This window comes from Variovorax sp. W2I14, assembly GCF_050435205.1.
Lineage (GTDB): Bacteria > Pseudomonadota > Gammaproteobacteria > Burkholderiales > Burkholderiaceae_C > Variovorax > Variovorax paradoxus_C.
Map to the genome: position 1 here is coordinate 1,307,856 of NZ_JBNDJX010000001.1, position 23,481 is coordinate 1,331,336.

A 23,481-nucleotide genomic window follows, 5' to 3' on the forward strand; every position below is an offset into this window, starting at 1 on the left:
CCACATAGGCGCAGGAGGAGGGGTAGCCAGCGCGCGCCCGGCAAGCGGAATGCCTACCCTTCGGGCCAGTGCACTGTCCCGCGAACCGCGCTGCCGAGGCCTCCGGCGTGCACTCCTACCTGGACTGCCACGGCAAGGCGTGATAATCGGCGCCTCCCGTTTTCTGAATCGCCTCAGGTAAGCCACGCCATGTCGAAGCCAACCTGCCCCTGGACTTCGACCGACCGTTTTCGGTCGTGCTGTGCCTGTGTTCGAACGCTATTACCGCGAGCTGCTGAGCTTTCTTTCCCGAAAGGTGTCCGACCGCGCCACCGCGGCCGACCTGGCGCAGGAAAGCTACGTGCGCGTGTACGAGGCGCAGCGCACCGGCAGCGTGGTGCGCGATCCGCGTGCGCTGCTCTACCGCACGGCCCGCAACCTCGTCACCGACCACCACCGCCGCACCGGCGTGCGTGCCGATTTCGATGGGCCCGGTTCTTCGGAAGAGGGCGCGGTTGAGCTCGACGATTGCATCGGCCCTTCGACCTTCGAACCCGACACCATCCTGTCTTCCGGCCAGGGCCTGGCGGCCATGGTCGCCACCATCGACAGGCTGCCGCCGCGCTGCCGCGAAGCCTTCGTGCTCTACAAGTTCGACGGGCTGTCGTATGCCGAGGTCGCCGAGCGCATGGGCATTTCCGTGCGCACGGTCGAGATGCAGTTGCGCATCGCGATGCAGGCCTGCTGGACATGCCTGGACGAAGTGAACGGGGGCCCTCGATGAAACGCAAACCACGAACACCAGAGGAGCGAACGCGCGAGCGACCCGGTGCACCCTCGATGCCCACTACAGGGTTTTGCACCGCTCGCGCGTCTACTTCACCAGGAGAGCTCCCCGAGCCATGACCCCATCGCTGCCACCGTCCGAAGAAGCATTGCGCCTGCGCGAGGAGGTGATCGACTGGTTCGTCCATCGCCGGAGCGCGAACTGGAATTCGCGCGATGAGCGTCTTTTCCAGGACTGGATCGACGCGGACCCGAAGCACGCCGATGCCTACCGCCAGTGGGAATCGCGTTGGCAGGCCTTCGACGCGATTGCGCCGGAGACCGTCGCGGGCTGGCGCGAGGGCTTCGCTGGAAACGGGGCTGCCACTGCGCCGGCCCCCACGCGGCGCGGCTTCCTGAAGCCCGCGCTGGCGCTGGCCGCGGCGGGCGTGGTCGCCGGCGGCAGCTATCTGGGATGGCGCCATCAGCAGGCCCAGCCCGTGTTCGCGCAGGCTTTCGCCACCCAGCGCGGGCAGCAACTCGAGGTGCCGCTGCCCGACGGCAGCGTGCTGCGGCTGGACACCGCCACGCGGCTGGAGGTGCGCTACTTTCGCCAGCGGCGTGAGGTCCGGCTGATCGATGGTCAAGCCGTCTTCGCGGTGCAATCGGATGCGCAGCGTCCCTTCGATGTGCTGGCGGGGCCGTTGCAGGTTCGGGTGGTCGGCACCCGGTTCGCGGTGCGCTACACGCCGACAGTTGCGGGTGCCGAAGGTGCGCGGGTGTCGGTGGAGCAGGGCAGGGTGCGGGTCGCGCGGATGGACCGGGCATCTGACGGCAGCTGGGGCAACTGGGTGGGGTCCGCGTCGGATACGGAACCGCAGGGCGCCGTTTTCCTCACCGCCGGCCAGCAGGTGCACAGCGATGCAGAGGGCATGCTGGCGGCCGTGTCGGCCATTCCGGGTGACGGCATCGCGCCCTGGCGCGAGCACCGGCTGAGCTTTGTCGACACGCCGCTTGCGCGCGCGCTGGCCGAACTCGAGCGCTACGGCAGCACCGGCCTCGTGGTGCGCGACCCTGCCGTGGCCGCGCTGCGCCTGAGCGGCACCTTCGACCCGCGGGACGCCCGCACGTTGCGGCGCGCGCTGCCGAGCGCCTTGCCCGTGCGGCTCCGGGGCGACGGACCGGTCGCCGAGATCGTCGCCGCGCCTTGACCGGTGGGCTCGAAGCCTCGAAGCAAAAAATATTTCGTTGGGGATACGGTATTTCCGGCGGTTCGTGCGTCAGCCAGATAGGAACCATTTGTATTCACCTACCTGGAAGACGTTGATGAACCGCTTGATGAAGATGACGCCGGCACCGCTGGCGCTGGCCGTTGCGTTCGCCCTGGCGAGTGCGCCGCTGCGCGCGCAGACCCAAGGGGGTCAGGGAGGCCAGGGCGCACCGCAGCAGATCCGCATTGCCGCCCAGCCGCTGGCCGAGGCCCTGAACGACTGGGCCCGGCAGACCCGCATCCAGCTGGTGGTGCAGCAAAGCCTGGTGGCCGGCAAGACCGCGCCCGCCATCTCCGGCAGCCTGACGCCGCGCGCGGCGCTCGACCGTCTGCTCGCGGGCAGCGGACTGGTGGCCGCGATGGAAGGCAATGCGGCTGTGGTCAAGACCGCGCCGGCCGCACCTGCGGCTTCGGGCACTTCGACGCTCCCGGCGGTCACGGTGGTGGCGGATGGCGAGGAAAGCGCCACGGGCCGCGTGCCGGGCTACGTGGCCCGGCGCAGTGCCACCGGCACCAAGACCGACACGCCGATCATCGAGACGCCGCAGTCGATCTCGGTCATCACGGCCGACCGCATCGAGGCCATCGGCGCCACCAACCTCAAGGACGCGCTGGGCTACACGCCGGGCGTGTCGACCACCACCTACGGCGCAGACTCTCGCTACGACTGGATCTCGCTGCGCGGCTTCGACGCGTATTCGCCGGGCTTCTATCTCGACGGCCTGCCGCTGCGCAACAACGGCACCTGGGGCGTGTGGCGCACCGAGAACTACGGCGCCGAGCGCATCGAGCTGCTGCGCGGACCTTCGTCGGTGCTCTACGGCATGAGCGGGCCGGGCGGGGTGGTGAACGTGGTCAGCAAGCGGCCCACGGCCGAGCCGGTGCGCGAACTGCAGGTGCAGCTCGGGGACCACGCGCGGCGCCAGATCGCGGGCGACTTCGCGGGCCAGCTCGATGCCGACGGCAAGCTGCTCTACCGCATCACCGGCGTGCTGCGCGATGCGCAACTACCCGCCGGAAAGGAAGCCGACGACCACAGCTACATCGCGCCGTCGCTGACCTGGAAGCCCTCGGCCGACACCAGCCTCACGCTGCTGTCGCAGTTCACGCGCACGCGCAGCGGCGTCTACACGCGCGCTCGGCCCACGGTCGGCTCGCTCGAGCCCACCGCGATCCGCAGCTACATCCCGTCGAAGCTGTTCACCGGCGAGCCCGGCTTCGACCGGTTCAACCAGGACCAGCAGATGGTCGGCTACCAGTTCGAGCATCGCATCAACGACATCTTCACCGTGCGGCAGAACGCGCGCTACGCGGCGCAGAAGCTCGATTACCGCGGCGTGCAGGCCTCCGGCTTCGTGACCCTGAACCCCGACGTCGCCACCGATCCCGCGAACTTCATGCAGCTCTCGCGCAGCCTGTTCGGCAGCCGCGAGAACATCGGTGCCGTCGCGCTCGACAACCAGCTGCAGGCCGACTTCCGCACCGGCGACGTGACGCACAAGCTGCTGGTGGGGCTGGACTATCAGCGCACCCGCATCGACCAGGTCACCTTCAGCGGCGGCAGCGCCCCGCCGCTGAACATCCACGCGCCGGTCCATGGCGGCGCGTACGACATCCCGGCGCCGTACTTCGACGGCATCACGCGGTTGAACCAGACCGGTCTCTACCTGCAGGACCAGATCAAGTGGGGCGAGCGCTGGTCGCTGACCCTGGGCGGGCGCTACGACGACGCCGAGAGCACCGTCTTCAGCCGCCTCGACAACTCGACCCAGCGCACGCGCGACCACAAGTTCACCAGCCGCGCCGGACTTGTCTACCTGCACCCGAGCGGCTGGGCGCCGTACCTGAGCTACACCGAATCCTTCGCACCGACCGCGACCATCGACCCGGTGTCGGGCAACCCGTTCAAGCCCGAGGGTGGCAAGCAATACGAAGCCGGCGTGCGCTACCAGCCGCCGGGAAGCAAGGCGCTCTACAGTGCCGCCGTCTTCGACCTCAAGCGCAACAACTACATCAGCTACGACGCGCAGTTCGTGCCCAAGCAGACCGGCGAAATCTCGGTGCGCGGGCTGGAACTCGAGGCCACGGCCGAGCTGGTGCCGCGCCTGAACTTCACCGCCTCGTACGCCTACACGCCGCGCGCGATCGTCACGGCCAGCGCCAATGAAAAGGAGATCGGCAAGCAGGCCACCGCGGTGCCGCGCCACCGTTTCTCGGTGTGGGCCGACTACCGCTTCGCCAACGGCGTGAAGCTCGGCCTGGGCGCGCGCTACACCGGCACCAACTATGGCGACGGCGAATCCACCGCGCCGACCAAGGTGCCGGCGGTGACCGTGTTCGACGCCATGATCGGCTACGACATCGACCGCTGGAGCCTGGCGCTCAACCTGCGCAACCTGACCAACAAGACCTACTTCGCGAACTGCGGCTACGTCGCCTGCTACTACGGCTATCCGCGTACCGCGGTGGCGACCGCCACCTACCGCTGGTAGGCCGGCGGGCCGCCCTCGGCGCGCTGTACGGGTTCTAGCCGGCACGTTTCACGAGCAGGCGCCGCGGGCCTTGCCCTTCGGCCGCCAGCCTGTCGAGTGGGTTGCGCAGCTTGCACCGGTCGATCGACAGGCAACCGCAGCCGATGCAGTCGTCCAGCGTGTCGCGCAGCTTCTTGAGTTGCGCCATGCGCTCGTCGAGGTCGGCACGCCACGCGGCCGAGAGCCGCGCCCAGTCTTCGCGGCTGGGGGCGGCGGCGGGAGGGAGGGTGGCCAATGCGGCACCGATATCGGCCAGCGAAATGCCAACCCTTTGCGCAACGCGAACGAATGCAACACGGCGCAGCGCCTCTCGCGGGTAGCGGCGCTGGTTGCCCGCGGTGCGCGAACTGCGGATCAGTCCTTGCGTTTCGTAGAAGTGCAGCGTGGACACCGAAACGCCGCTGCGGCGCGCGACCTCTCCGACGGTGAGCGAAGGGGATATACCGGCGCGTTGCAATGCATCGTTCATCGAAAACCTCTTGACCTCAACTTTACTTGAGGTTTGAGAATGCGTTCCGGCGGGCAGATTCCTGCGCGCATTCTTCGAGGAAATTTCATGTCGAGTGCATTCCCCAGCAGCCCATCCGCCTCTGTCTTTCGCATCGACAAGTTCGTCGTGCCGGCCGAGGTGGTGCCGTCCTTCGTCGCGCAGATGCAGCGCGTGCAGCAGACCTTGCACACGCTGCCCGGTTGCCTTCGCAACCACGTGCTCACGCAGACCGGCGGGTCCGGCGAGTTCAATGTGATCACGCTGGTCGAGTGGGCAAGCGAGCAGGCGGTCGCCGCGGCGCAGGCGGTGGTGAAGAAAAAGTTCTTGGACGAGGGCTTCGATCCGGTCGCGTTCGTGGCGCAGAACGGCGTGCGGGCCGACATGGGCTTCTACGGGAGCGTGTGAGCTTCTTGGGCAGGCGCCCCCCGCACTGCCTGTTGCACGATGGGTTCGCACCCCCTTGACCTCGCGCGGCCTTCGATTTGATACTGAACCCTCAGGTTCATCGTCATTTCATTCGCAACACCGATTGAAGGAGATCCATCCCAATGCAAAAGATCGTTCCCTGCCTCTGGTTCGACGGCAACGGCGAAGAGGTGATTAATTTCTACACCGGCATCTTCCCCAACTCCCGCGTGACCGACCGGCTGCACTGGCCCGCCAACGGCCCGGGCCCCAAGGACGGCAGCCTGCTGACCGCCACCTTCGAGCTCTTCGGGCAGGAATTCATGATTCTCAACGGCGGCCCCGACTACAAGTTCACCCCGGCCTTGTCGCTCTACGTGCCCTGCGAGACGCAGGCCGAGGTCGATCGCTACTGGGACAAGCTGCTCGACGGCGGCGGCAAGCCCGTGAAGTGCGGCTGGCTCACCGACCGCTACGGCGTCTCGTGGCAGGTGGCGCCCCATGCCATGACACGCATGTTTCAGGACAAGGACCCCGAGAAGGCCGGCCGCGCGATGCGGGCGATGATGGAGATGACCAAGCTCGATCTCGCGGCGGTGCAGAAGGCCTACGAGGGCCGTTGAGTCCGGCCCCCGCTCACACCAGCGTGCGGATCGCCTTCTTGCGCCACACCAGTTGGTAGTACGCGGTCTGCAGCAGCAGCATCGCGCCGAAGGTCACGGGGTAGGCGATCCAGATGCCGTCCAGCCCGATGCGATGGCTCATGACCCAGGCCACCGGCACCTCGACGCCCAGGATGCAGACGATGGAGATCAGCGTCGGCACCAGCACCGAGCCGCTGGCTCGCATCACGCCCGAGGTGGCTGCGGCCATGCCGAAGATCACCAGGCTCCACAGCATGATGTGCAAGAGCGTCTGCGCGATCTCGATCACCGGCTCGCTGGTGATGAAAAAGCCCATGAGCGGCCGCGAGAACAGATAGCCCAGCAGTACCAGGCCGCCGGTCAGCACGAGGTTCATCAGGAGCGCCGTCTTCGTGATCGCGCCGAGCCGGTCGGCACGGCCCGCGCCGATGGCCTGCGCGCCGAGGATCGACGCGGCAATGGCGATCGAGATGGCCGGGAACTGCACGTACGCCACCACCTGGTTCACCGCGCCGTAAGCGGCCGTGGCGTTGGAGCCGTAGCTGTTGACCATCGACAGCAGCACCACTTCGGCCAGCGCCACCACGATCATCTGCACGCCCGTGGGCACGCCGATGCGCAGCACGGCCTTCAGCAATTGCGGCTGGATGCGCAGGTAGCGGAAGAACTCCGCATCGGGCGCGAGCGGGCTCTTTTTCTGGCGCAGCCGGAAGCCCAGCCAGGTGGTCGCCACCACGAAAGACAGCACCGAGGCCCACGCGCCGCTCGCCACGCCCATCTGCGGCAAACCGCCCCAGCCGCGGATGAGCGCGGGCGTGACCACGAGGCCGATCAGCGTCGAGATCACCAGCGTGAGCAGCGGCGTGACGGTGTCGCCCACGCCGCGCAGCATCGCGGTGGCCAGCAAGAACACGAACACGCCCGGCATCGCGATCAGCATGATGCGGGCGTAGCGCGTCGAGTCGGCCAGCACGTCGGGCGGCGTGCCCAGCGCGGCCAGCATCGGCGTGGTGAAGGCGCCGCCGAACACCGCGATCACCAGGCCCATCAGCACGCCAACGGTGAGCGTGGTGCCGGCCACCGCCTTGGCCTTGGCCGCGTCGCGCGCACCCCAGGCCTGGCCGATGAGCACCGAGGCGCCCGCGCCCAGGCCGATGATGAAGGCGATGAAGAAGAACATCACCGGAAAGAAACTGGACACCGCCGCCAGCGCGCCCACGCCGAGCATCTGCCCCACGTAGACGTTGTTGAGCGTGCCCGAGAGCGACTGCAGGATGTTGCTGAGCAACATCGGCGCGAGGAAGAAGAGAAACACCTTCCACAGCGGGCGTGCCGCGCCGACCTGCGACACGGGCACACCCTTGAGGCCGCTCGGGCCGGTTGCGGGGGATGTTGGATTTGCGGAGGGCGTTGTCGAGGTCGTCGAAGTCGCGGGGGGTGCGCTCATGCAGGGGTGCTCCAGCCGGCGGCTGACAGTTTTTGGAGATGGGTGCGCAGGTCCGCGGGCCAGGCGTCGATGAGACCTTCGAAGCGGTTGCGCTCGCCGGCGAACAGCGCGCGCGTGGCTTCCTCGAAGCCGGGCAGGGCGCCGGCGATCGCGGTCATGAAGCGGTAGGTGGATTCGCGCGAGGCGCGCACCGCATCGCGGTCGGCGTTGACGCGGCTCGCCTCCTGCACCAGCCGCCGCAGCGCCACCGAGGCGCCGCCGGGCTGGCGGTTGAGCCAGTCCCAATGGCGCGGCAGCAGCGTGACTTCGCGTGCGACCACGCCCAGCTTCGGGCGGCCGACACCGCGCGGCGTGTCGTCATGGGCTTCGGCAGTGGTCGCGTGCGGCACGACGCCGGCCTGGTTGTGCACATCGAAGTCGAGCGACTCGCCTGTCTGCGCGTCGAAGATGAGGTAGGGCGTGTCGTCCTTGCGTTCGCGCAATTGGGCGAGCACTTCGGCCGTGCTTCCTTCGGCGATGCGCTTGAAGCCGGCGAAAACGATCAGGTGGATGGGTTGCGTATCGGATGGCATGTCGAATGGGTTGCTTTTTCTTCCGGTCCGTTCGAGCGAGGTGCGTAATCTACTCGTTGAACGGCCGATGCGTTCGGTGTGTCGTCGAGGCAAAGCGCAAGGAGCGCGGCGTGGATCTGCGGCAGGCTTTCGATGTCGAGCGATTTCACCGCATCGGCGCAGATCGCCTCCACGGTCGTGAGCGCGGCCTGCATCAGTTTCCTGCCGCCCGGTCGGAGGGCCGCAACGCGATGGTTGTGGCGGTTGTCTCCGTTCGCGCCGGCCGTGCGTTCGGCCAGTCCTGTTTTTTCGAGCAGGACCATTTTGCGAAGCAGCGCCGACATCGGCAACCCCGAGGCGCGCGAAAGCGCGGGCATCGCCATGCGGCCGTCTTCGGCGCGCAGCAACAGATGAAGCAGCCTGAAGTCTTCGTAGTCCAGCCCGTGGAACGCGCCCAGGTTTTCCTGGAGTTTCAGGTTCAGGCTGGCATGCGCGCGACTGATGGTGAGGCAGAACTCCAGCGCATCGGCGGTCATGGCGTGTTGTAGCCCTTGTCGCCGGTGCACTGGAGTTCTTCGCGCCAGAGTTCGAGCAGCTTCTCGAGCTCGGCGGCGCGGTCGAAGGCAGGGTCGTCGCGCTCTTTCACGCGGTCGATCACCTCGAAGCTGAAGTGCTCGGCGCCGTGGGCGATCCAGTCGCGCACCAGCGCCTTGTTGCGGTGGGAACGCAGGCCCAACTCGAAGCGGGCCCGGTTCATCGCGCCTTCCACGTCGAGGCTGCCGGACACATAGACGCGGCCATTCAGCGTGTTGCGGATGACGAAGACGCCCGCGGGGAGCACCGTTTCCTTGTATTTCCTGACGAGGGCGCGCCGCGTCTCTTGGGGCATGTTCATGCCGTTGATATTACCCGGGTGAAATCTAAAACACAATATAACCCGGGTAAAAATGACGCACGCGGCAAAGCGCGGCCGGGACGACCCGGCCGCGCTTGCAACTGTTCAAGACTTGTTACTTCCGCGCTGGCCGGAAGAACAGGTATTCGCCGCGCCCCAGCTCGGGCGTGACCTCGTAGCCGGAGCACAGCTCGTTGGCGCACTGGATCACGACCACGCGCGGCCAGATGGTCGCCGACGTCGGATAGCCCGGCAGGTACTGCGGCACGTGCCACACGCCGAGGTCGCCGACCGGCTCGGCGTTGTCGGTGCCGCTGGCGTTCTGCAGGCCGCTGCCGAAGGTCACCCGTTCGATGCGCAGGTTGGGAACGACAGGGCCCGCGGAGGCCGAAGCCACGCAGCAAGCCGCGATCCAGAGGAAGACGGTCCTGGTCATCATGGGCTCCCGGCGGTCATTGCGAACCGACGGCCGCTTGCGGTGCCGACGCGATCTCGCCGATGGGCTCGACGGCCACGACGCCGGCAGGCTCGACCGGCATGGTCACCGCGGCCTGCTGCGGCTCTTCCTGCGCGGGCTGGGCCGGTTGCACCGGAGCCGCCGCTTGCGGCACGGGCGCCGCTTCGACGAGGGGAGCCTGCGGCAATGGCAGCGGGGTCGGCGCCGACGTCGACGTGGATGTCGATGTGGGAGGGGGCACCGAAGCCACCTGCGGCGCGACGACCACCGCCTGCGGCGGCTGCATCGGCTGCACCGACACCGCGATGGGCTGCATGGGCGCCATGGGTGGTGTCATCGCCGCAACCGGTTGGCCGACCACCTGCGCGGCGGCGTTCGCCGGCGAGGCGTACGGCCCGAACGCGCTCACCCGCTCCTCGGCGGTCATGGACTGCGGGCACTTCGTGCCGGTCATCTCCAGCGCCGCCATGGCAGCCGAGTCCATGCAGTCCATCGCGAGCGATGCCGCCTTCATGCCCTTGTTCCAGAGCTCGCGGCTCATCTTCAGGCGCTTGCAGTGCTCGTCCGTCCAGGTGGTGCCGAAACTGATGCCGACGCCCGGGCCGTTCGCGCTGGCGCTCGTGCTGCCCATGCAGGTGTCGTTGCTGGTGGTCAGGTTGGGCCCGTTGACTGAGGGCACGTTCTTGACCGTGTAGCTGCCCCGGTAGTCCACCGTGTTCGTGGTGGCACCGGTGTTGTTGATGTTCTGGTTGGCGTTGAGCGTCGAGCGGGTGGTGGTGTCCGCGGGCGCGCTGCTGTTGAAGTTCACAGCTTGTGTGTTGCCTTGAGCCGACGTGGTGGCCGAACTCGATGACTGGTTGTTGGCGCCGCCCGCCGTCTGCGCGTAAGCGCCGCCCGCGGACAAGCCCATCAAGGTCAGGACAATCAGTTTTTTCATGTTCTCACTCCTTTGAAAGCCGGGGGAGGGGGCATGCCCCTCCCCGTTTCTGGTCCAACAACCGTGGCATGTCCCGTTCAGGGAGCCGATGCGACTGCGCCGGCGCCAGCGGTGCCGCCGGTGCCGCCACCGTTGCTGAAGCCGCCGGCATTGCCGACCGCGAAGTTGGTCACGCCGAAGGAGCCGCCGATCGAGCCCGCCGTGGTCGAGGTGGTCGTGCCGTTGACCAAGCCGTTGACCGCGCCCGACGAGGCGCTGTAGCCCGACGTCGTGCCCGAGGTGCGCGTCACCACAGCCAGACCGCCGCCAGGACCGGCTGCGGTTGCAGCCGTGTTGTTGGTGGTGGAGCTTGCGGTGCCGCCTGCCGCGCCGCTCACCTGGTTCGGGCCGCCTGCGGAGTAGGCGGCGCCGGCGGACGAGCCCGCATTGGCCGAGGCATTGGCACCGCCGGCGGCGGCACCGTTGCCGGTCGTCGCGGCCACGCTGGTCACGCGGCCCTGGGTGGTCGCCGAGCCGCTGGCCGTTGCACCACCGATGCGCAGACCTGGAATGCTGACCGCGCCGCCTGCTGCATTGGCCGTGGCCGCCGAGCTGGAAGTGGCTGAGTTGTAGCTCAATGCGCTGCCCGTGCCGGAGCTCGCTGCCAGCGACCCTGCCGAGCTGGAAGAACCGGTGCTCGTGTTGGTGACGGCCAGCGCCGTGGTGCTGGTTGCCGAGGCCACGCCTGCAAGCAGGACCACGGCTGCCGTGATGAGAGTCTTCTTCATGATGATGCTTCCTCGATAGTGTTGAAACGAACCCGATTGCCGGCGAATCCGGCCATCAGCCAACGGTCAGCGAGCGCGGAGTGAATGTTTCCGTTGCGACCGGGATGCAGTTTCAGCGTCGAAAAGGAATCTAAAAATGCCCTGTGGTGGGTAGTGCAAGGCTATGGCGAAAGCAATGGGAGGGGAGGGTGCGGGTGCCTCGTCGATGGGCCTCTTTCCGCATGGTGGCTCCTCGTCACGCCTACGTCTTTAGTACACATTAGTCCCCGGATGCAACAAGACGAAACCAAAGTAATCAAAAAAGCTCCCGGACGAAATTTGAGTAGAAATGAATTAACTTTTGCTCACGAACAAGCGGTAGTTTTTGTCACCAGGGGATAGAAATGGAAAATGAGCTTGACATTTCGTTGACAGAGGTCAAAGCGAGCGCCAGGAATTTCTCGAATCCTGGCCAGTTCGGCGGGCTCCTTGCCCCCTCTGCCGACTCGCTGCCCTGGCCCGACTATCTGACGGGCCAACAGACCAAGCCGGTGCGCGTCGTGCTGGTCGACGACGACCCCTTTGTCAGACGCGTCATCGCGCAGGAATTGCTCGGCGACCTGCGCATCCAGCTCGAAGGCCAGGCCGGCAGCCTGCGCGAAGGGCGGCGCCTTCTGATGCAACATGAATTCGACGTGCTCATGGTCGACATTCGCCTGGGCGACGGCAGCGGCTTCGAACTGATCGAAGAAGCCAAGAAACACCGCAGCGCCGCCGAAATCATCGTCATCTCGGCCATCGAGGACGAACCCCAGGTGCTGCACGCCTTCGAGCTCGGCGCCTCCGGCTTCCTGGTGAAGAACGCGTGGTTCCAGAGCTATGCGCAGGCCGTGCTGCAGGTGGTGAACGGAGGGGCCGCCATCACGCCCCGGCTCGCACGCCGCCTGCTCGTGCACCTGGACCACCAGCGCAGCAACCAGAGCCCGGTGCGCCCGCCCGAGACCAAGGCCGCGCTGTCCGCACGGGAGCGCGAAGTGTTGCGACTTGTAGCCACGGGGTATGTGACCGAAGAGATCGCATTGCAGCTCACCATCAGCGCGCAAACGGTCAATGCCCACGTGAAGAACATCTACCGCAAGCTGCACGCGCACACCCGCGCCCAGGCGGTGAGCTTCGCCTCGCACAGGGGTCTGCTCTGAGAGGCTGAGAGGCAGTCCGACACCTTTGCAACGAACGGTACCCAACGGGTCGATACGGTCATGTGGTCCTCGGTGCCCCAGCTACCGAATTACCTCGAAGACCAGTTCGTGTGGCTCTCGATCGCCGCATGGTCCGCGCTCCTGGCCTGGCTCTGGCCCCGCGCCTCGCGCCGCCGGATGCTGCTGTGGATCGCGCTGGCCGGCGCGCTGCACCTCACGCCGGTAACCGGGCAGGTGCTGCGGGCCACCTCGGCGATGCCGGTGGAGATCAACGACATCCCGCTCGCGTTCTGGGCGCTGCAGGGCGTCAATGTGGCCGTGCTCGGAATGATCCTCGGCATCTGGTATCTCTCGCGCCGCCGCGTCGTGCGCTTCCGGCAGGTGCAGGCGGTGCTGGCCGAGCGGCGCCGCATCGCCAGCGACCTGCACGACGGCGTCGGCTCCCGGTTGATGGCGCTCCTGGCCAGCCAGGACCCGCGCGCGGCCGAGCCCAGCGAGCTGTCGAGGGCGCTGCAGGCCTGCCTGCTGGAACTGCAGATGACCGTCGATTCCCTGGACGACGAAGCCTCGGCCAGCATCGTCGAGCGGCTGGCGCACCTGCGCTACCGGTTGCAGCCGGCGTTCGACCGGCTGGGCATCGGCCTCGTGTGGCACGTGCAGGACGTGCCGCTCGCCCGCACGCTGTCCGCCGAATCCGCGATGCAGATCTGCCGGATCGCGCAAGAGGCCCTGTCGAATGTGCTGCGCCACTCCCACGCGAGCATCGTCGAGGTGCGCTTCGGCCCGCTGGGACGCACGCGCGGCCTCGTGCTCGAAGTGCTGGACAACGGCCGCGGCCTCCAGGCATCGGCGCCGATGCCGCTGGAGCAACTGGGCAAGGGGCTTCGCAGCATGCGCGCGCGGGCCGATGCGCTCGGCGGCGAGCTGGCTGTCATGGACACCGAGCCGCACGGGCTGCGCGTGCGCCTCGTGCTGTCGGACGCCGAAGCCGCGCCGGCCAGCGCCGGGCCGGACTCCGCGAGCAGCCTGTAACAACGCGCGGGGCCGCTGCCGCCGGAGCCCGTCCGCGCCTATGGCAAACTTCCGCGCTTTGCCCGGGATGCGCTCAAGACATGCAGAAAATCATTCGCCAGCTCGCCACTGAAATCAAGGTCGGCGAGCACCAGGTGAAGGCCGCCGTCGAAATGCTCGACGAAGGCGCCACGGTTCCCTTCATCGCCCGTTACCGCAAGGAAGTGACCGGCGGCCTCGACGACATCCAGCTGCGCGAACTCGAAGCCCGTCTTTCCTACCTGCGCGAGCTCGAAGACCGTCGCGTGGCGGTGCTGAAAGCCATCGACGAACAGGGCAAGCTCACCCCCCAGTTGCGCGCCGCGATCGAATTCGCGCCCACCAAGCAGGAACTCGAAGACCTGTACCTGCCGTTCAAGCAGAAGCGCCGCACCAAGGGCCAGATCGCCCGCGAATTCGGCATCGAGCCGCTCGCCGACAAGCTCCTGGTCGACCCCACGCTGGACCCGGCCGTCGAAGCCAAGGCCTTCCTGCAACCGGCCACCACGCTCGACGACGGCAAGCCGGGCCCCGATTTCTCCACCGTGCCGCTCGTGCTCGACGGCGTGCGCGACATCCTTTCCGAGCGCTGGGCCGAAGACGCCGCGCTCGTGCAGGGCCTGCGCGAATGGCTCTGGGCCGAGGGCTTGCTCAAGTCCAGCCTCATGGCCGGCAAGGACGAAAACAACGCCGACATCGCCAAGTTCCGCGACTACTTCGAATACGACGAGCCGATCGGCCGCGTGCCGTCGCACCGCGCATTGGCCGTGTTCCGCGGCCGCGCGCTCGATATCCTCGATGCCAAGCTGGTGCTGCCCGTCGAGCCCGAGCCGGGCAAGCCCAGCATCGCCGAAGGCAAGATCGCGCTGCACCTGGGCTGGAGCCACGCGGGCCGCCCGGCCGACGACCTGCTGCGCAAGTGCGTGGCCTGGACCTGGCGCGTGAAGCTGGCGCTGTCCACCGAGCGCGACCTGTTCACCCGCCTCCGCGAAGAGGCAGAGAAGGTCGCCATCAAGGTCTTCGCCGACAACCTGCGCGACCTGCTGCTGGCGGCTCCTGCCGGCCCGCGCGTCGTGATGGGCCTGGACCCCGGCATCCGCACCGGTGTGAAGGTCGCCGTGGTCGATGCCACCGGCAAGCTGGTCGAGACCGCCACCGTGTTCCCGCACGAGCCGCGCAAGGACTGGGAAGGGTCACTGCACACCTTGGGCAAGCTCTGCGCCAAGCACGGCGTGAACCTCATTGCCATCGGCAACGGCACCGCCAGCCGCGAGACCGACAAGCTCGCCGCCGACCTCATCAAGCTGCTCGCCAAGATGGCCGCACAGGCCGGCGCGCCCGAGATGACGGTCGAGAAGGTCGTGGTCAGCGAGGCCGGCGCCTCCGTGTATTCCGCCAGCGAATTTGCCTCGCAGGAAATGCCCGACGTGGACGTGAGCCTGCGCGGCGCCGCGTCCATCGCCCGGCGCCTGCAGGACCCGCTCGCCGAGCTCGTGAAGATCGACCCCAAGAGCATCGGCGTGGGCCAGTACCAGCACGACGTGAACCAGAGCGAACTCGCCCGCACCCTGCAGGCCGTGGTCGAAGACTGCGTGAACTCGGTGGGCGTGGACCTCAACACCGCGAGCGTGCCGCTCCTGAGCCGCGTGTCCGGCCTCTCGGGCAGCGTGGCCAAGGCCGTGGTGCGCTGGCGCGAATCGAACGGCGCGTTCGCAACCCGGAAGCAATTGCTCGACGTGACCGGCTTCGGCCCCAAGGCCTTCGAGCAGAGCGCCGGATTCCTGCGCATCCGCGGCGGCGCCGATCCGCTGGACATCACCGGCGTGCACCCCGAAACCTATCCGCTGGTCGAGCAGATCATCGTGAAGACCGGCAAGCCGATCGCCGAGCTGATGGGCCGCGCCGAGATGCTCAAGACCCTGAAGCCCGAGCTCTTCGCCAACGAGAAGTTCGGCGTCATCACGGTCAAGGACATCCTGGGCGAACTCGAGAAGCCCGGCCGCGACCCGCGCCCCGACTTCAAGGTGGCGCGCTTCAACGACGGCGTGGACGACATCAAGGACCTGGTCGAGGGAATGATCCTCGAAGGCACCGTGAGCAACGTCGCCCAGTTCGGCGCTTTTGTCGACCTCGGCGTCCACCAGGACGGCCTGGTGCACGTGAGCCAGCTGAGCCACAAGTTCGTCAACGACGCACGCGAGGTCGTGAAGACCGGCGACATCGTCAAGGTCAAGGTGATGGAAGTGGACGTGGCCCGCAAGCGCATCGGCCTGTCGATGAAGCTCGATGCAGCGCCCGCGCGCCGCGACGGGCCGCGCGACAACCGCTTCGAAGGGGCGGGGCGAGGCCAGCAGCAACAAGGCCGGCGCGATAGCTCGCCGCAGCCGGCTGGGCAGATGGCCAGTGCGTTTGCCAAGCTGCAGGGGTTGCGCAAGTAACCGTGCCGCACGGTTCTTGCTGACGCATCCGGCATGAAAGCCCTGCGCATCTACGCCGGCCCTGCGGCCCGCAAGCACATCGAGCAGCACGGCCTGCGCCCTGAGGACGTGCGCACCGTCCCCGGCGCGGCGGGCGGCCCGAAGGGCCTGATCCTCGGGCCGCTCGATCGCTTCATCTTCGGCCGCTGGCTCACGCAGTCGAGCCAGCAAGTGCACCTGGTGGGCGCGTCGATCGGCGCGTGGCGGCTCGCGACGGCGTGCCTCTCCGACCCCGAGGCCGCCTTTCAGCGCTTCGAGCACGATTACGTGCGCCAGCAGTTCGAAGTGCCGCCAGGCCAAAAGCGGCTGAGCCCGCGCCAGCTCAGCGAGCGCTTTGCCGAAAGCCTGGTCGATTTCTATGGCGGGCGTATCGCCGAGGTGCTGAACCATCCGCGCTACCGGCTGCATGTGGTGACCTCGCGCGGCCGCCACATCCTCGGGCGCGAGGGCAGGGCGCGCACGCCGTTCGGCTACCTGGGCGCCTTCGCGTCCAACAGCGTCTACCGCAAGAGCCTGGGCGCGTGGCTGGAGCGCTGCGTGTTCTCCACGCCGGGCGCGGCGCTCCCTTTCGGGACGCAGGACTTCCGCACCCGCCAGCACTCGCTGAGCGAAGCCAACTTCAACCTGGTGCTGCAGGCCTCGTGCTCGATCCCGTTCCTGCTGGCCGCGGTGCACGACATCCCGGGCGCGCCGCGCGGTGCCTACTGGGACGGCGGCATCACCGACTACCACCTGCACCTGGACTACCAGCCTGCCGACGACGGCATCGTGCTGTATCCGCACTTCCAGCGCGCGGTGGTGCCGGGCTGGCTCGACAAGGGGCTGAGATGGCGCCACAAGTCCACCGGTTTCCTCGACCGCATGGTGGTGCTGGCGCCCGATCCCGAATGGGTGAAGTCGCTGCCCAACGGCAAGCTGCCGGACCGCAAGGACTTCATTCATTTCCAGAACGATGCGCAGGCGCGCATCACGGCCTGGGGCAAGGCCACGCGCGAGGCCCAGCGGCTGTCGGACGAGTTCGAAGGCTGGCTTCAGCGCGACGGCGCACCCGAACTGCTGCCTCTCTGAGCCGGCGTCATCAGCGGCGTGGCGCAGTCGAGGATGTTCACGTACACCGCGTCGCCCACCTTGAGCTCGGTGTCTGCCGGCAGCCGGTCGGTGCCCAGCGAGCGCGAATGCACGCCGCCGTTGCGGTAGCGCACGACGGCATAGCGCGCCGAGACGTCGCCCGCCGCACCGCAATCGCGGTCGGCGGTGGCCGACAGATCGCCCGCGCGTCCTACGGCGACGACCTGCGCCGCATGCCAACCTGCTGCCCGATCGAGCGAGTGGACATCGAACGCCGCGCAGCCTCCGAGTGCCGACAACGCCCACAGCACACCGGCGCGCCATGCAGCGCTCATGGCGCGCTGCCAATCACCGCGATCGCCGCGATGGCCTGAATCTCGACCCGGTATTCCGAGTCGATCAGCTTCGCGCCCACCGTGGCCCGCGCGGGCGTATGGCCGGCGGGCACCCATTCGTCCCACACCGAATTCATCGCGGCGTAGTCGCCCACGGTGCGCAGGTAGATCGTGGCGCTGACCAGGTCCTTCTTGCTCGCGCCCTGCGTGGCGAGCAGCCTGTCGATGTGGCGGAGGACCTCGCGCATCTGCCCCGTGATGTCGAGCGAGGGGTTCTCCGCGACCTGGCCCGAGAGGTAGAGCAGGCGCGCCGTGCCCAGGTCGACGACCACCATCTCGCTGAAGCGCGGTCCCATGTCGTGGCGAAGGATGTTCATGGCGATGTCGGTCCCGCGGCGTTGGCAACGGTCGTGTGGGAAATGAGGGAAAGGGAGTTCGAAGGCGCGGCAGCGACGCTGTCCGCGGGCGGATTCCACCAGCCGCCGCCCAGCGCCTGAAAGAGCGCCGCCGCATCGGTCAACCGGAGGGCGCGCGCCTGCACCAGCGCGAGCAGCGCCTGCTGGCGCGCCTGCTGGGCGACGCGCAGCGACAGCGCGCTCGCATCGCCCAGCGCCACCTGCCGGCGCGTGCGTTCCAGGCTTTGCGCCGCGGTGCGGTCGGCCTTCAGCGCAGCCTGCAGGCCGCGGGTGTCGGCATCGATGGCTTCGAGGGTGTTGGCCACGTCCTGGAACGCGGCGAGCACGGTGGCGCGGTACTGCGCCGCCGCCTGGTAGAACGACGCCCTGGCCGCGGCCTCGCGGTGCTTCAACGCGCCGCCATCGAAGATCGGCTGGGTCACGCTGGCAGCCACGGTCCAGAACAGCGACGACGACTTGAAGAGTTCCGACAGCGTGGCGGCCGACGAGCCGTAGCTGTTCACCCCGAGCGTCACATTGGGCAGCCGCGCGGCCACCGCCACGCCGATGCCGGCGCTGGCGGCTTGCAGTTGCGCCTCGGCCGCGCGCACGTCGGGGCGGTGTTCGACCAGGCGGGAGGGCAGGGTCAGCGGCAACTCAGATGGCAGTTGCAGCGCATCGAGATCGAAGCGCGCCGCCACGCCTTCGCCGGGGTAGCGGCCCGCCAGCGTGGCCAGCAGGTTGCGTTGCTGCGCCAGTTGCTTGTCGAGCGACGGCAGCGTGGCCTCGGTGGCGGCGAGCGCGGCCTCCTGCGCATCGACATCTGCCGGCGCCACCTGGCCGAGCGCCTGCTGCTTGCGATAGGCCGCGAGCACGTCCTTCTGCCCGTCGACGATGGCCCGCGTGGCGTCCAGTTGCGCGCGCAGCGAAGCCTCGGTGATCGCGGCCGCCACCACATTGCTGCTCAGCGAGAGCCGGGCGGCCAGCCACTGGAAACGCTGGACTTCGCTCTGTGCCTGCGAACCCTCGACCTGCCGGCGCGTGGCGCCGAACACATCGGGCGTATAGGACACGGTGACCTGCGCCGTGTGCAGCGTGTAGAGGCTCGCGTTCGACGACACCGGGCTCGCGACGGCACCGGCCACGCGCTGCCGCGTGGGCGCATAACCGAGCGCGACGGCGGGCCAGAACGCGGCGCGGTCCGCCGCTTCGTTCTCGCGGGCGGCACGCAGCGATGCGTCGGCCGCCTCGATGCCGGGGTTGCCGGCCAGGCTCTGGGCGACCAGCGCGTTCAGCGGCTCGGAGCGGAAGGCCTGCCACCATTGCGCGGGCACGTCGAGGTCGGGCGAAAGGCGCTGCAGCGGCACGCCTTCGCCGGCTGTGGAGGTGGCCGGGGCGGGTGTGTATTGCGACGGCAGGCCCAGCGGCGGCCGCACGTAGTCGGGGCCGACCGCGCAGCCGCCCAGCAGCGCGATGCACGCTGCGAACACGGCGGCGAAGGGCGCAGTCATGCTGGTTTTCTTCATCATGATGTCTCCGGCTTTCATCGGTCACGCCGCGAGCGGAGGCCCCAGCCCTTGCGCTCGAAGAAGCGCTCCAGCGCGAAATAAAGAGTGGGCAGGATGAACAGCGTCAGCAGCGTGGACACCACCAGCCCGCCGACCACCACCGTCGCCAGACCGCGCTGCACGTCGGTGCCCACGCCCGTCGCCAGGGCGGCGGGCAGCATGCCGACGGACGCCACGGTGGCCGTCATCAGCACCGGCCGCAGGCGCTCGGCGGCGCCTTCGAGCACCGAGGCCTGCAGCGCCAGCCCTTCGCCGCGCACGCGGCGGAAGTTCGCGACCATGATGATTCCGTTCTGTATCGACACGCCGAAGAGCGCGATGAAGCCGACCGCCGTGGCCACGTTGAGCGTTTCGCCCGCCACATGCACCGCGATCAGCCCGCCCAGCGTGGCCATCGGCACCACGCCCAGGATCAGCACCACCTGCCGGATCTTGCCGAACTGGAAGAACAGCAGCACCGCCATGATCGCCACCACGATCGCCAGCGACACGCCCAGCCGGGCCTGCGCGCGCTGCTGGTTCTCGAACTGCCCGGCCCATTGCAGCCTGAATTTGGCGGGATCGAACTTCACCTCCTTGGCGATGCGTTCGCGCGCCTCGACCAGGTAGGAGGCCAGGTCGCGGTCGCGGTTGTCCACGCGCACGGTGATCTGGCGCTCGTTCATCTCGTGCGAGATCGTGCTCTCGCCGGTCTGCAGCCGGATGTCGGCCACCTGCGACAGCGGCACCTTGGCGCCGCCGGAGCTGTTGAGCAGCAGCGCGCCGATGGCTTCGGTGCCGCCCTTGGCGCTCCTGGGCATCTTCACCGCCACGTTGTAGGTGCGGTTGCCCGCGTACACGGTGATCACCGGCGCGCCGCCGATGCCGGTCTGGATCAGGTTGGCCACGTCGCTCGCGTTGACGCCGAAGCGCGCCGCCGCCGCGCGGTCGAGCTGGATCACCACCTGCGGAATCGGCGGCTCCTGGAACAGCGAGGCCGAGGCCGTGCCGCGCACCGTGCCCAGCAGCTCGACGATCTGGTTGCCGATGCGCCGGCTTTCCTTCAGGTCGTCGCCGTAGATGCGCAGCACCAGCGGGCTGTGGGCGCCGCCCACCGAGTCGTTCACGCCGTCGATGATGGGCTGGCTGATGCCCACGTCGAAGCCTGGCATCTTGGCGAAGCGCTCGGTCAGCGTGCGCACGAAGGCGGCCTTGTTCACACCCGCGGGCCACTCGGCATACGGCTTCAGGCCCACCGGCACCTCCATGTGCGAGGGCGTCCAGGGGTCGGTGCCGTCGTCGTTGCGCCCGAGTTGGGTCACCACGTAAGACACCTCGGGGTATTCGAGCAGCACATGGCGCAGCTCGGTCGCCATCTCGCTGGCCTTGTCGAGCGACAGGCCCGAGGGCAACTGCACCTGCAGCCACAGCGCGCCTTCGTCGATGTCGGGAAGGAACTCGCGACCGGCCGTGGCGCCCAGCACCACCACGGCGGCGAGCGCCAGCGCGCTCAGGCCGTAGGCGATGGCCGGCGCATCCAAAAGCCTGGAGAGCACGCGCCGGTAGGCGGCCGTGAGCCACACCAGCGGCTTGTTGACGAAGGGCTTGCTCGGCTTGCGCAGCGCCACGTAGGCCAGGCTCGGGATGAGCGTCAGCGCGCAGAGCAGGGCACCCACCAGCGCATAGCCCACGGTGAACGCCATCGGCTTGAACAGCTTGCCCTCGGCGCGCTCGAAGGCGAACAGCGGAAAGTAGGCCGTGATGATGATCAGCGTGGCAAAGAAGATCGGCCCCGACACATGGCTCACCGTCTCCAGGATGTTGCTTTCGGTGAGCGTCGCGTGCGGCTCCTCTTCGCGCCGGCGCAGGATCGCTTCCATCACCACGATGGCGCCGTCCACGATGATCCCGAAGTCGATCGCGCCCAGCGAGAACAGGTTGGCCGGCATGCGGGTGAAGTGCATCACGGTGAACACCGTGACCAGCGACATCGGAATCGCCACTGCCGCCACCACCGCGCTGCGCGGGCTGCCGAGGAAAAGAATGAGCACGAAGCACACCAGCGCCATGCCTTCGAGCACCGTGTGCGTGACCTTGTCGACGGTGAGCTTCACCAGGTCGTCGCGGTCGATGTAGGGCACGATCTTCACGCCCATCGGCGCGAGCTCGGCCTGCAGTTCGTCGATCTTCTTGTGCACGCCTTCGAGCACGCGCGAGGGGTTCTCGTACTTGAGCATCAGCACGATGCCCTCGATGGTGTCGGGGTTCGTGTCCTTGCCGAGGATGCCGCCCCGTTCCTGGTGGCCGAACTGCAGTTGCCCCAGGTCGCGCACCAGCACCGGCGAGCCGTTGTTCTGCGCCACCACCACCCCGCCCAGGTCGTCCAGCGTGTGGATCTGCCCGATGCCGCGCACCACGTAGCTCTGGTCGCCGCGCGCGATGCGCCCGCCGCCCGCATTGGCGCTGTTGTTGTTGATGGCCGTGACCACGTCGTTCAGCACCAGGCCGTATGTCTGCAGCTTGGCCGGATCGAGTTCGAGCTGGAACTCCTTGGTGAAGCCGCCGAAGTTGTTGATGTCCACCACGCCCGCCACCCGGCGCAGCGCGGGAATGACGGTCCAGCGCTGGATCTCGGAGAGCTCCATCAGGTTCTTCGTGTCTGACTCGAGCGTGTAGCGGTAGATTTCGCCCGCCGGTCCCGCCACCGGGCCGAGCCCTGGCTGCGCGCCCGAGGGCAGGCTGACCTGCCCCATGCGCTCGCTCACGCGCTGCCGCGCGAAGTAGTCGTCGGTGCCGTCCTTGAAGCTCAGGTTGATGAGCGACAGGCCGAAGGTGCTGCTCGAGCGGATCGAGGCCAGGCCCGGCGTGTTGCTCAGCGCGCGCTCCAGCGGTGTGGTGATCTGCTGCTCGATCTCTTCGGCGGCCAGGCCGTTGACCTGTGTCGTGACCTGCACCGTGACGTCGCCAAGATCGGGGTAGGCCTCGACCGTCATCTGCGTCCATGACCAGGCGCCGAACAGCAGCAGCGCCACCGACATCGCCCAGGCCAGGTGCCTGCGGCGAAAGAATTGGGTGATGACGAGGTTAATCATTCAGCAGCACACCGCCACGCACCACCACGCGCTCGCCGGCCGCAAGGCCATTGCGGATGCGAACGCTGTCGCCGTCTTCGCGGCCCGGCTCGACCGCGCGCCGCACGAAGGTCCAGGGCGCCGCCTCGACGAACACGCTCACGCTGTCGTTGTTCATCAGGAGCGCCGAGGCCGGCACCTGCGGCTGCCGCGCCTGCGGAACGCCGAGCACCGCCGTCGCATACATGTTGGGCTTGAAGAGGCCCTCGGGGTTGGCGAACACGATGCGGGCGCGGGCGCGGCGCGAATCCGCATCGAGCACCGCGCTCACGAAGGCGACCTTGCCGCTGAAGCTGCGCCCCGGATAGGCGGCCAGCGTGACCACCGCGTTCTGCCCCGGCGCCACCGCGCTCACCAGGTTTTCGGGCACGTTGACCGTGACCCAGACCGCATCGAGGTTCGACACCGTCATCAGCACCGCATTGGCGTCGTTCAGGTTGGCGCCCGCGGCGGCGTTCAGCGCCGTGACCGTGCCGGCCATGGGCGCGGTGATGTTGAGAACCTGCGCCCCGCGCCCTGACGAGACGCCGCTGCCGTCGGCCCCCAGCGTGCGCAGCCGCATTTCGCTGCGCTGCAGCTCGGCCGCCTGCTGCGCCACGGCGCTCTGGGCGGCTTCGACGTCCTTGGCCGCGTTGGAACCGGCTTCGTTCACGCCGCGCGCCCGCACCAACGCGCGCTGCGCAAGGTCGAGCGCGTCGCGCGCCTTCTGCGCATCGGCCACGGCCTGTGCGAGATCGGGCGACGCGATGGTGGCCAGCAGTTGCCCGCGCCGCACCGTGTCGCCCAGCCGCACCTTCAACTCGACCAGCTTGCCGGTGAGCGGCGGCACGATGTTGGCGGTGCGCGCCGGGTCGGCCTCCACCGTGGCCGGCAGGGCGACTTCATGCGCGGAGGCTTCGTCGCCGACGGTCTCGACGCGCAGCCGCTCGCGCAGCGCCGAGCCCACGGGAACGACCAACCGGTTGCCCTCGCGCACCAGCAGCGGTCCGGGCGCCGCGGCCGGCGGCGCGCTGGCGTGGGCGCGGTAGATGGTCAGCACGAGCAGCAGGGCCGCGCCGGCCAGCAGGCCGAGGGCCAGCCACCCGCGCGGGAGGAGGGGCTGTGGATGTTTCTTCGTCACGATGCGAGGCGTCCGTTTGCGGGCCGGCCGCGCCGCGCACGG

22 protein-coding genes are annotated in these 23,481 nt (G+C 68.2%); 9 read left to right on the top strand and 13 right to left on the bottom strand.

All coding sequences use genetic code 11. From position 1 onward, the window contains the following. The first annotated feature begins 241 nt into the window (after window positions 1-241). The 3 genes from QF040_RS06130 to QF040_RS06140 all read left to right on the top strand — a co-directional run bounded on the left by QF040_RS06130 (window position 242) and on the right by QF040_RS06140 (window position 4,506). Window positions 242-763, top strand: coding sequence for an RNA polymerase sigma factor (locus tag QF040_RS06130; RefSeq protein WP_429610270.1), 522 nt, complete (start codon window positions 242-244; stop codon window positions 761-763). Between the two features lie 118 nt (window positions 764-881). Then, window positions 882-1,955 carry a FecR family protein gene (locus tag QF040_RS06135; RefSeq protein WP_429610271.1) on the top strand — a complete coding sequence of 358 codons (1,074 nt, stop codon included), beginning with the start codon at window positions 882-884 and terminating at the stop codon, window positions 1,953-1,955. A 115-nt stretch (window positions 1,956-2,070) separates the two neighbouring features. After that, a complete protein-coding gene (locus tag QF040_RS06140) occupies window positions 2,071-4,506 on the top strand; it encodes a TonB-dependent siderophore receptor (RefSeq protein ID WP_429610272.1) in 2,436 nt (811 codons plus the stop codon). 34 nt (window positions 4,507-4,540) lie between these two features. On the opposite strand, the gene soxR is transcribed toward QF040_RS06140, so the two are convergent. Further along, window positions 4,541-5,014 (bottom strand): redox-sensitive transcriptional activator SoxR, encoded by a 474-nt coding sequence (gene soxR / locus QF040_RS06145; protein ID WP_429610273.1) that lies wholly within the window; start codon window positions 5,012-5,014, stop codon window positions 4,541-4,543. Between the two features lie 87 nt (window positions 5,015-5,101). On the opposite strand from soxR, the gene QF040_RS06150 reads away from it, so the two are divergent. Both QF040_RS06150 and QF040_RS06155 read left to right on the top strand, forming a co-directional pair. Further along, complete coding sequence (locus QF040_RS06150; protein WP_429610274.1) at window positions 5,102-5,440, top strand: antibiotic biosynthesis monooxygenase; 339 nt, start codon at window positions 5,102-5,104, stop codon at window positions 5,438-5,440. A 143-nt stretch (window positions 5,441-5,583) separates the two neighbouring features. After that, the gene (locus tag QF040_RS06155; protein ID WP_429610275.1) at window positions 5,584-6,063 is read left to right on the top strand and encodes a VOC family protein; all 480 of its coding nucleotides are present in this window, start codon (window positions 5,584-5,586) and stop codon (window positions 6,061-6,063) included. A 13-nt stretch (window positions 6,064-6,076) separates the two neighbouring features. Here QF040_RS06155 and QF040_RS06160 read toward each other — a convergent pair whose 3' ends face one another. From QF040_RS06160 to QF040_RS06190, 7 genes are all read right to left on the bottom strand, one after another. Continuing rightward, window positions 6,077-7,375, bottom strand: coding sequence for an MATE family efflux transporter (locus tag QF040_RS06160; RefSeq protein ID WP_429614621.1), 1,299 nt, complete (start codon window positions 7,373-7,375; stop codon window positions 6,077-6,079). Between the two features lie 152 nt (window positions 7,376-7,527). Beyond that, window positions 7,528-8,103, bottom strand: coding sequence for a DUF2239 family protein (locus QF040_RS06165; protein ID WP_429610276.1), 576 nt, complete (start codon window positions 8,101-8,103; stop codon window positions 7,528-7,530). Beyond that, window positions 8,073-8,618, bottom strand: coding sequence for an AsnC family transcriptional regulator (locus QF040_RS06170; protein WP_429610277.1), 546 nt, complete (start codon window positions 8,616-8,618; stop codon window positions 8,073-8,075). The genes QF040_RS06165 and QF040_RS06170 overlap by 31 nt, the downstream gene beginning before the upstream one ends. Next, the gene (locus QF040_RS06175) at window positions 8,615-8,977 is read right to left on the bottom strand and encodes a GIY-YIG nuclease family protein (protein ID WP_429610278.1); all 363 of its coding nucleotides are present in this window, start codon (window positions 8,975-8,977) and stop codon (window positions 8,615-8,617) included. The genes QF040_RS06170 and QF040_RS06175 overlap by 4 nt, the downstream gene beginning before the upstream one ends. 115 nt (window positions 8,978-9,092) lie before the next feature. Beyond that, window positions 9,093-9,413: a hypothetical protein gene (locus tag QF040_RS06180; protein ID WP_013541534.1), complete on the bottom strand. Its 321-nt coding sequence runs from the start codon at window positions 9,411-9,413 to the stop codon at window positions 9,093-9,095. A gap of 16 nt (window positions 9,414-9,429) precedes the next feature. Next, on the bottom strand, window positions 9,430-10,371 hold the full coding sequence (locus QF040_RS06185; RefSeq protein WP_429610279.1) for a hypothetical protein: 942 nt from the start codon (window positions 10,369-10,371) through the stop codon (window positions 9,430-9,432). Window positions 10,372-10,448: 77 nt separating this feature from the next. Beyond that, window positions 10,449-11,138, bottom strand: a complete 690-nt coding sequence (locus QF040_RS06190) for a hypothetical protein (RefSeq protein WP_429610280.1) — start codon at window positions 11,136-11,138, stop codon at window positions 10,449-10,451. A 383-nt stretch (window positions 11,139-11,521) separates the two neighbouring features. Between QF040_RS06190 and QF040_RS06195 the strand changes: the two genes are divergently transcribed. The 4 genes from QF040_RS06195 to QF040_RS06210 all read left to right on the top strand — a co-directional run bounded on the left by QF040_RS06195 (window position 11,522) and on the right by QF040_RS06210 (window position 16,911). Continuing rightward, window positions 11,522-12,316 (top strand): LuxR C-terminal-related transcriptional regulator, encoded by a 795-nt coding sequence (locus QF040_RS06195; RefSeq protein ID WP_429610281.1) that lies wholly within the window; start codon window positions 11,522-11,524, stop codon window positions 12,314-12,316. A gap of 72 nt (window positions 12,317-12,388) precedes the next feature. Continuing rightward, entirely contained in the window at window positions 12,389-13,348 is a 960-nt protein-coding gene (locus QF040_RS06200; RefSeq protein ID WP_429610282.1) for a sensor histidine kinase, read from the top strand. An 80-nt stretch (window positions 13,349-13,428) separates the two neighbouring features. Further along, a complete protein-coding gene (locus QF040_RS06205; RefSeq protein ID WP_429610283.1) occupies window positions 13,429-15,804 on the top strand; it encodes a Tex family protein in 2,376 nt (791 codons plus the stop codon). A gap of 33 nt (window positions 15,805-15,837) precedes the next feature. Next, entirely contained in the window at window positions 15,838-16,911 is a 1,074-nt protein-coding gene (locus tag QF040_RS06210; protein WP_429610284.1) for a phospholipase, read from the top strand. Here QF040_RS06210 and QF040_RS06215 read toward each other — a convergent pair. Genes QF040_RS06215 through QF040_RS06235 form a run of 5 tightly spaced genes read right to left on the bottom strand, consistent with a single transcriptional unit; the run spans window position 16,875 to window position 23,439 of the window. Continuing rightward, a complete protein-coding gene (locus QF040_RS06215) occupies window positions 16,875-17,246 on the bottom strand; it encodes a hypothetical protein (protein WP_429610285.1) in 372 nt (123 codons plus the stop codon). The genes QF040_RS06210 and QF040_RS06215 overlap by 37 nt on opposite strands. After that, window positions 17,243-17,623, bottom strand: a complete 381-nt coding sequence (locus QF040_RS06220; protein WP_429610286.1) for a RidA family protein — start codon at window positions 17,621-17,623, stop codon at window positions 17,243-17,245. The genes QF040_RS06215 and QF040_RS06220 overlap by 4 nt, the downstream gene beginning before the upstream one ends. Continuing rightward, window positions 17,620-19,170, bottom strand: a complete 1,551-nt coding sequence (locus QF040_RS06225; RefSeq protein WP_429610287.1) for an efflux transporter outer membrane subunit — start codon at window positions 19,168-19,170, stop codon at window positions 17,620-17,622. Before QF040_RS06225 ends, QF040_RS06220 begins: the two co-directional genes overlap by 4 nt. A gap of 14 nt (window positions 19,171-19,184) precedes the next feature. Continuing rightward, entirely contained in the window at window positions 19,185-22,280 is a 3,096-nt protein-coding gene (locus QF040_RS06230; RefSeq protein ID WP_429610288.1) for an efflux RND transporter permease subunit, read from the bottom strand. Next, on the bottom strand, window positions 22,273-23,439 hold the full coding sequence (locus QF040_RS06235) for an efflux RND transporter periplasmic adaptor subunit (protein ID WP_429610289.1): 1,167 nt from the start codon (window positions 23,437-23,439) through the stop codon (window positions 22,273-22,275). Before QF040_RS06235 ends, QF040_RS06230 begins: the two co-directional genes overlap by 8 nt. Window positions 23,440-23,481: the final 42 nt, after the last annotated feature.

Bases quoted from the DNA above. Each gene is read 5' to 3' on its own strand.
- QF040_RS06135 (WP_429610271.1), top strand. From the start codon at position 882: ATGACCCCATCGCTGCCACCGTCCGAAGAAGCATTGCGCCTGCGCGAG.
- QF040_RS06140 (WP_429610272.1), top strand. From the start codon at position 2,071: ATGAACCGCTTGATGAAGATGACGCCGGCACCGCTGGCGCTGGCCGTT.
- soxR (WP_429610273.1), bottom strand. From the start codon at position 5,014: ATGAACGATGCATTGCAACGCGCCGGTATATCCCCTTCGCTCACCGTC.
- QF040_RS06150 (WP_429610274.1), top strand. From the start codon at position 5,102: ATGTCGAGTGCATTCCCCAGCAGCCCATCCGCCTCTGTCTTTCGCATC.
- QF040_RS06155 (WP_429610275.1), top strand. From the start codon at position 5,584: ATGCAAAAGATCGTTCCCTGCCTCTGGTTCGACGGCAACGGCGAAGAG.
- QF040_RS06160 (WP_429614621.1), bottom strand. From the start codon at position 7,375: ATGTTGCTCAGCAACATCCTGCAGTCGCTCTCGGGCACGCTCAACAAC.
- QF040_RS06165 (WP_429610276.1), bottom strand. From the start codon at position 8,103: ATGCCATCCGATACGCAACCCATCCACCTGATCGTTTTCGCCGGCTTC.
- QF040_RS06170 (WP_429610277.1), bottom strand. From the start codon at position 8,618: ATGACCGCCGATGCGCTGGAGTTCTGCCTCACCATCAGTCGCGCGCAT.
- QF040_RS06175 (WP_429610278.1), bottom strand. From the start codon at position 8,977: ATGAACATGCCCCAAGAGACGCGGCGCGCCCTCGTCAGGAAATACAAG.
- QF040_RS06180 (WP_013541534.1), bottom strand. From the start codon at position 9,413: ATGACCAGGACCGTCTTCCTCTGGATCGCGGCTTGCTGCGTGGCTTCG.
- QF040_RS06185 (WP_429610279.1), bottom strand. From the start codon at position 10,371: ATGAAAAAACTGATTGTCCTGACCTTGATGGGCTTGTCCGCGGGCGGC.
- QF040_RS06190 (WP_429610280.1), bottom strand. From the start codon at position 11,138: ATGAAGAAGACTCTCATCACGGCAGCCGTGGTCCTGCTTGCAGGCGTG.
- QF040_RS06195 (WP_429610281.1), top strand. From the start codon at position 11,522: ATGGAAAATGAGCTTGACATTTCGTTGACAGAGGTCAAAGCGAGCGCC.
- QF040_RS06205 (WP_429610283.1), top strand. From the start codon at position 13,429: ATGCAGAAAATCATTCGCCAGCTCGCCACTGAAATCAAGGTCGGCGAG.
- QF040_RS06210 (WP_429610284.1), top strand. From the start codon at position 15,838: ATGAAAGCCCTGCGCATCTACGCCGGCCCTGCGGCCCGCAAGCACATC.
- QF040_RS06215 (WP_429610285.1), bottom strand. From the start codon at position 17,246: ATGAGCGCTGCATGGCGCGCCGGTGTGCTGTGGGCGTTGTCGGCACTC.
- QF040_RS06220 (WP_429610286.1), bottom strand. From the start codon at position 17,623: ATGAACATCCTTCGCCACGACATGGGACCGCGCTTCAGCGAGATGGTG.
- QF040_RS06225 (WP_429610287.1), bottom strand. From the start codon at position 19,170: ATGATGAAGAAAACCAGCATGACTGCGCCCTTCGCCGCCGTGTTCGCA.
- QF040_RS06230 (WP_429610288.1), bottom strand. From the start codon at position 22,280: ATGATTAACCTCGTCATCACCCAATTCTTTCGCCGCAGGCACCTGGCC.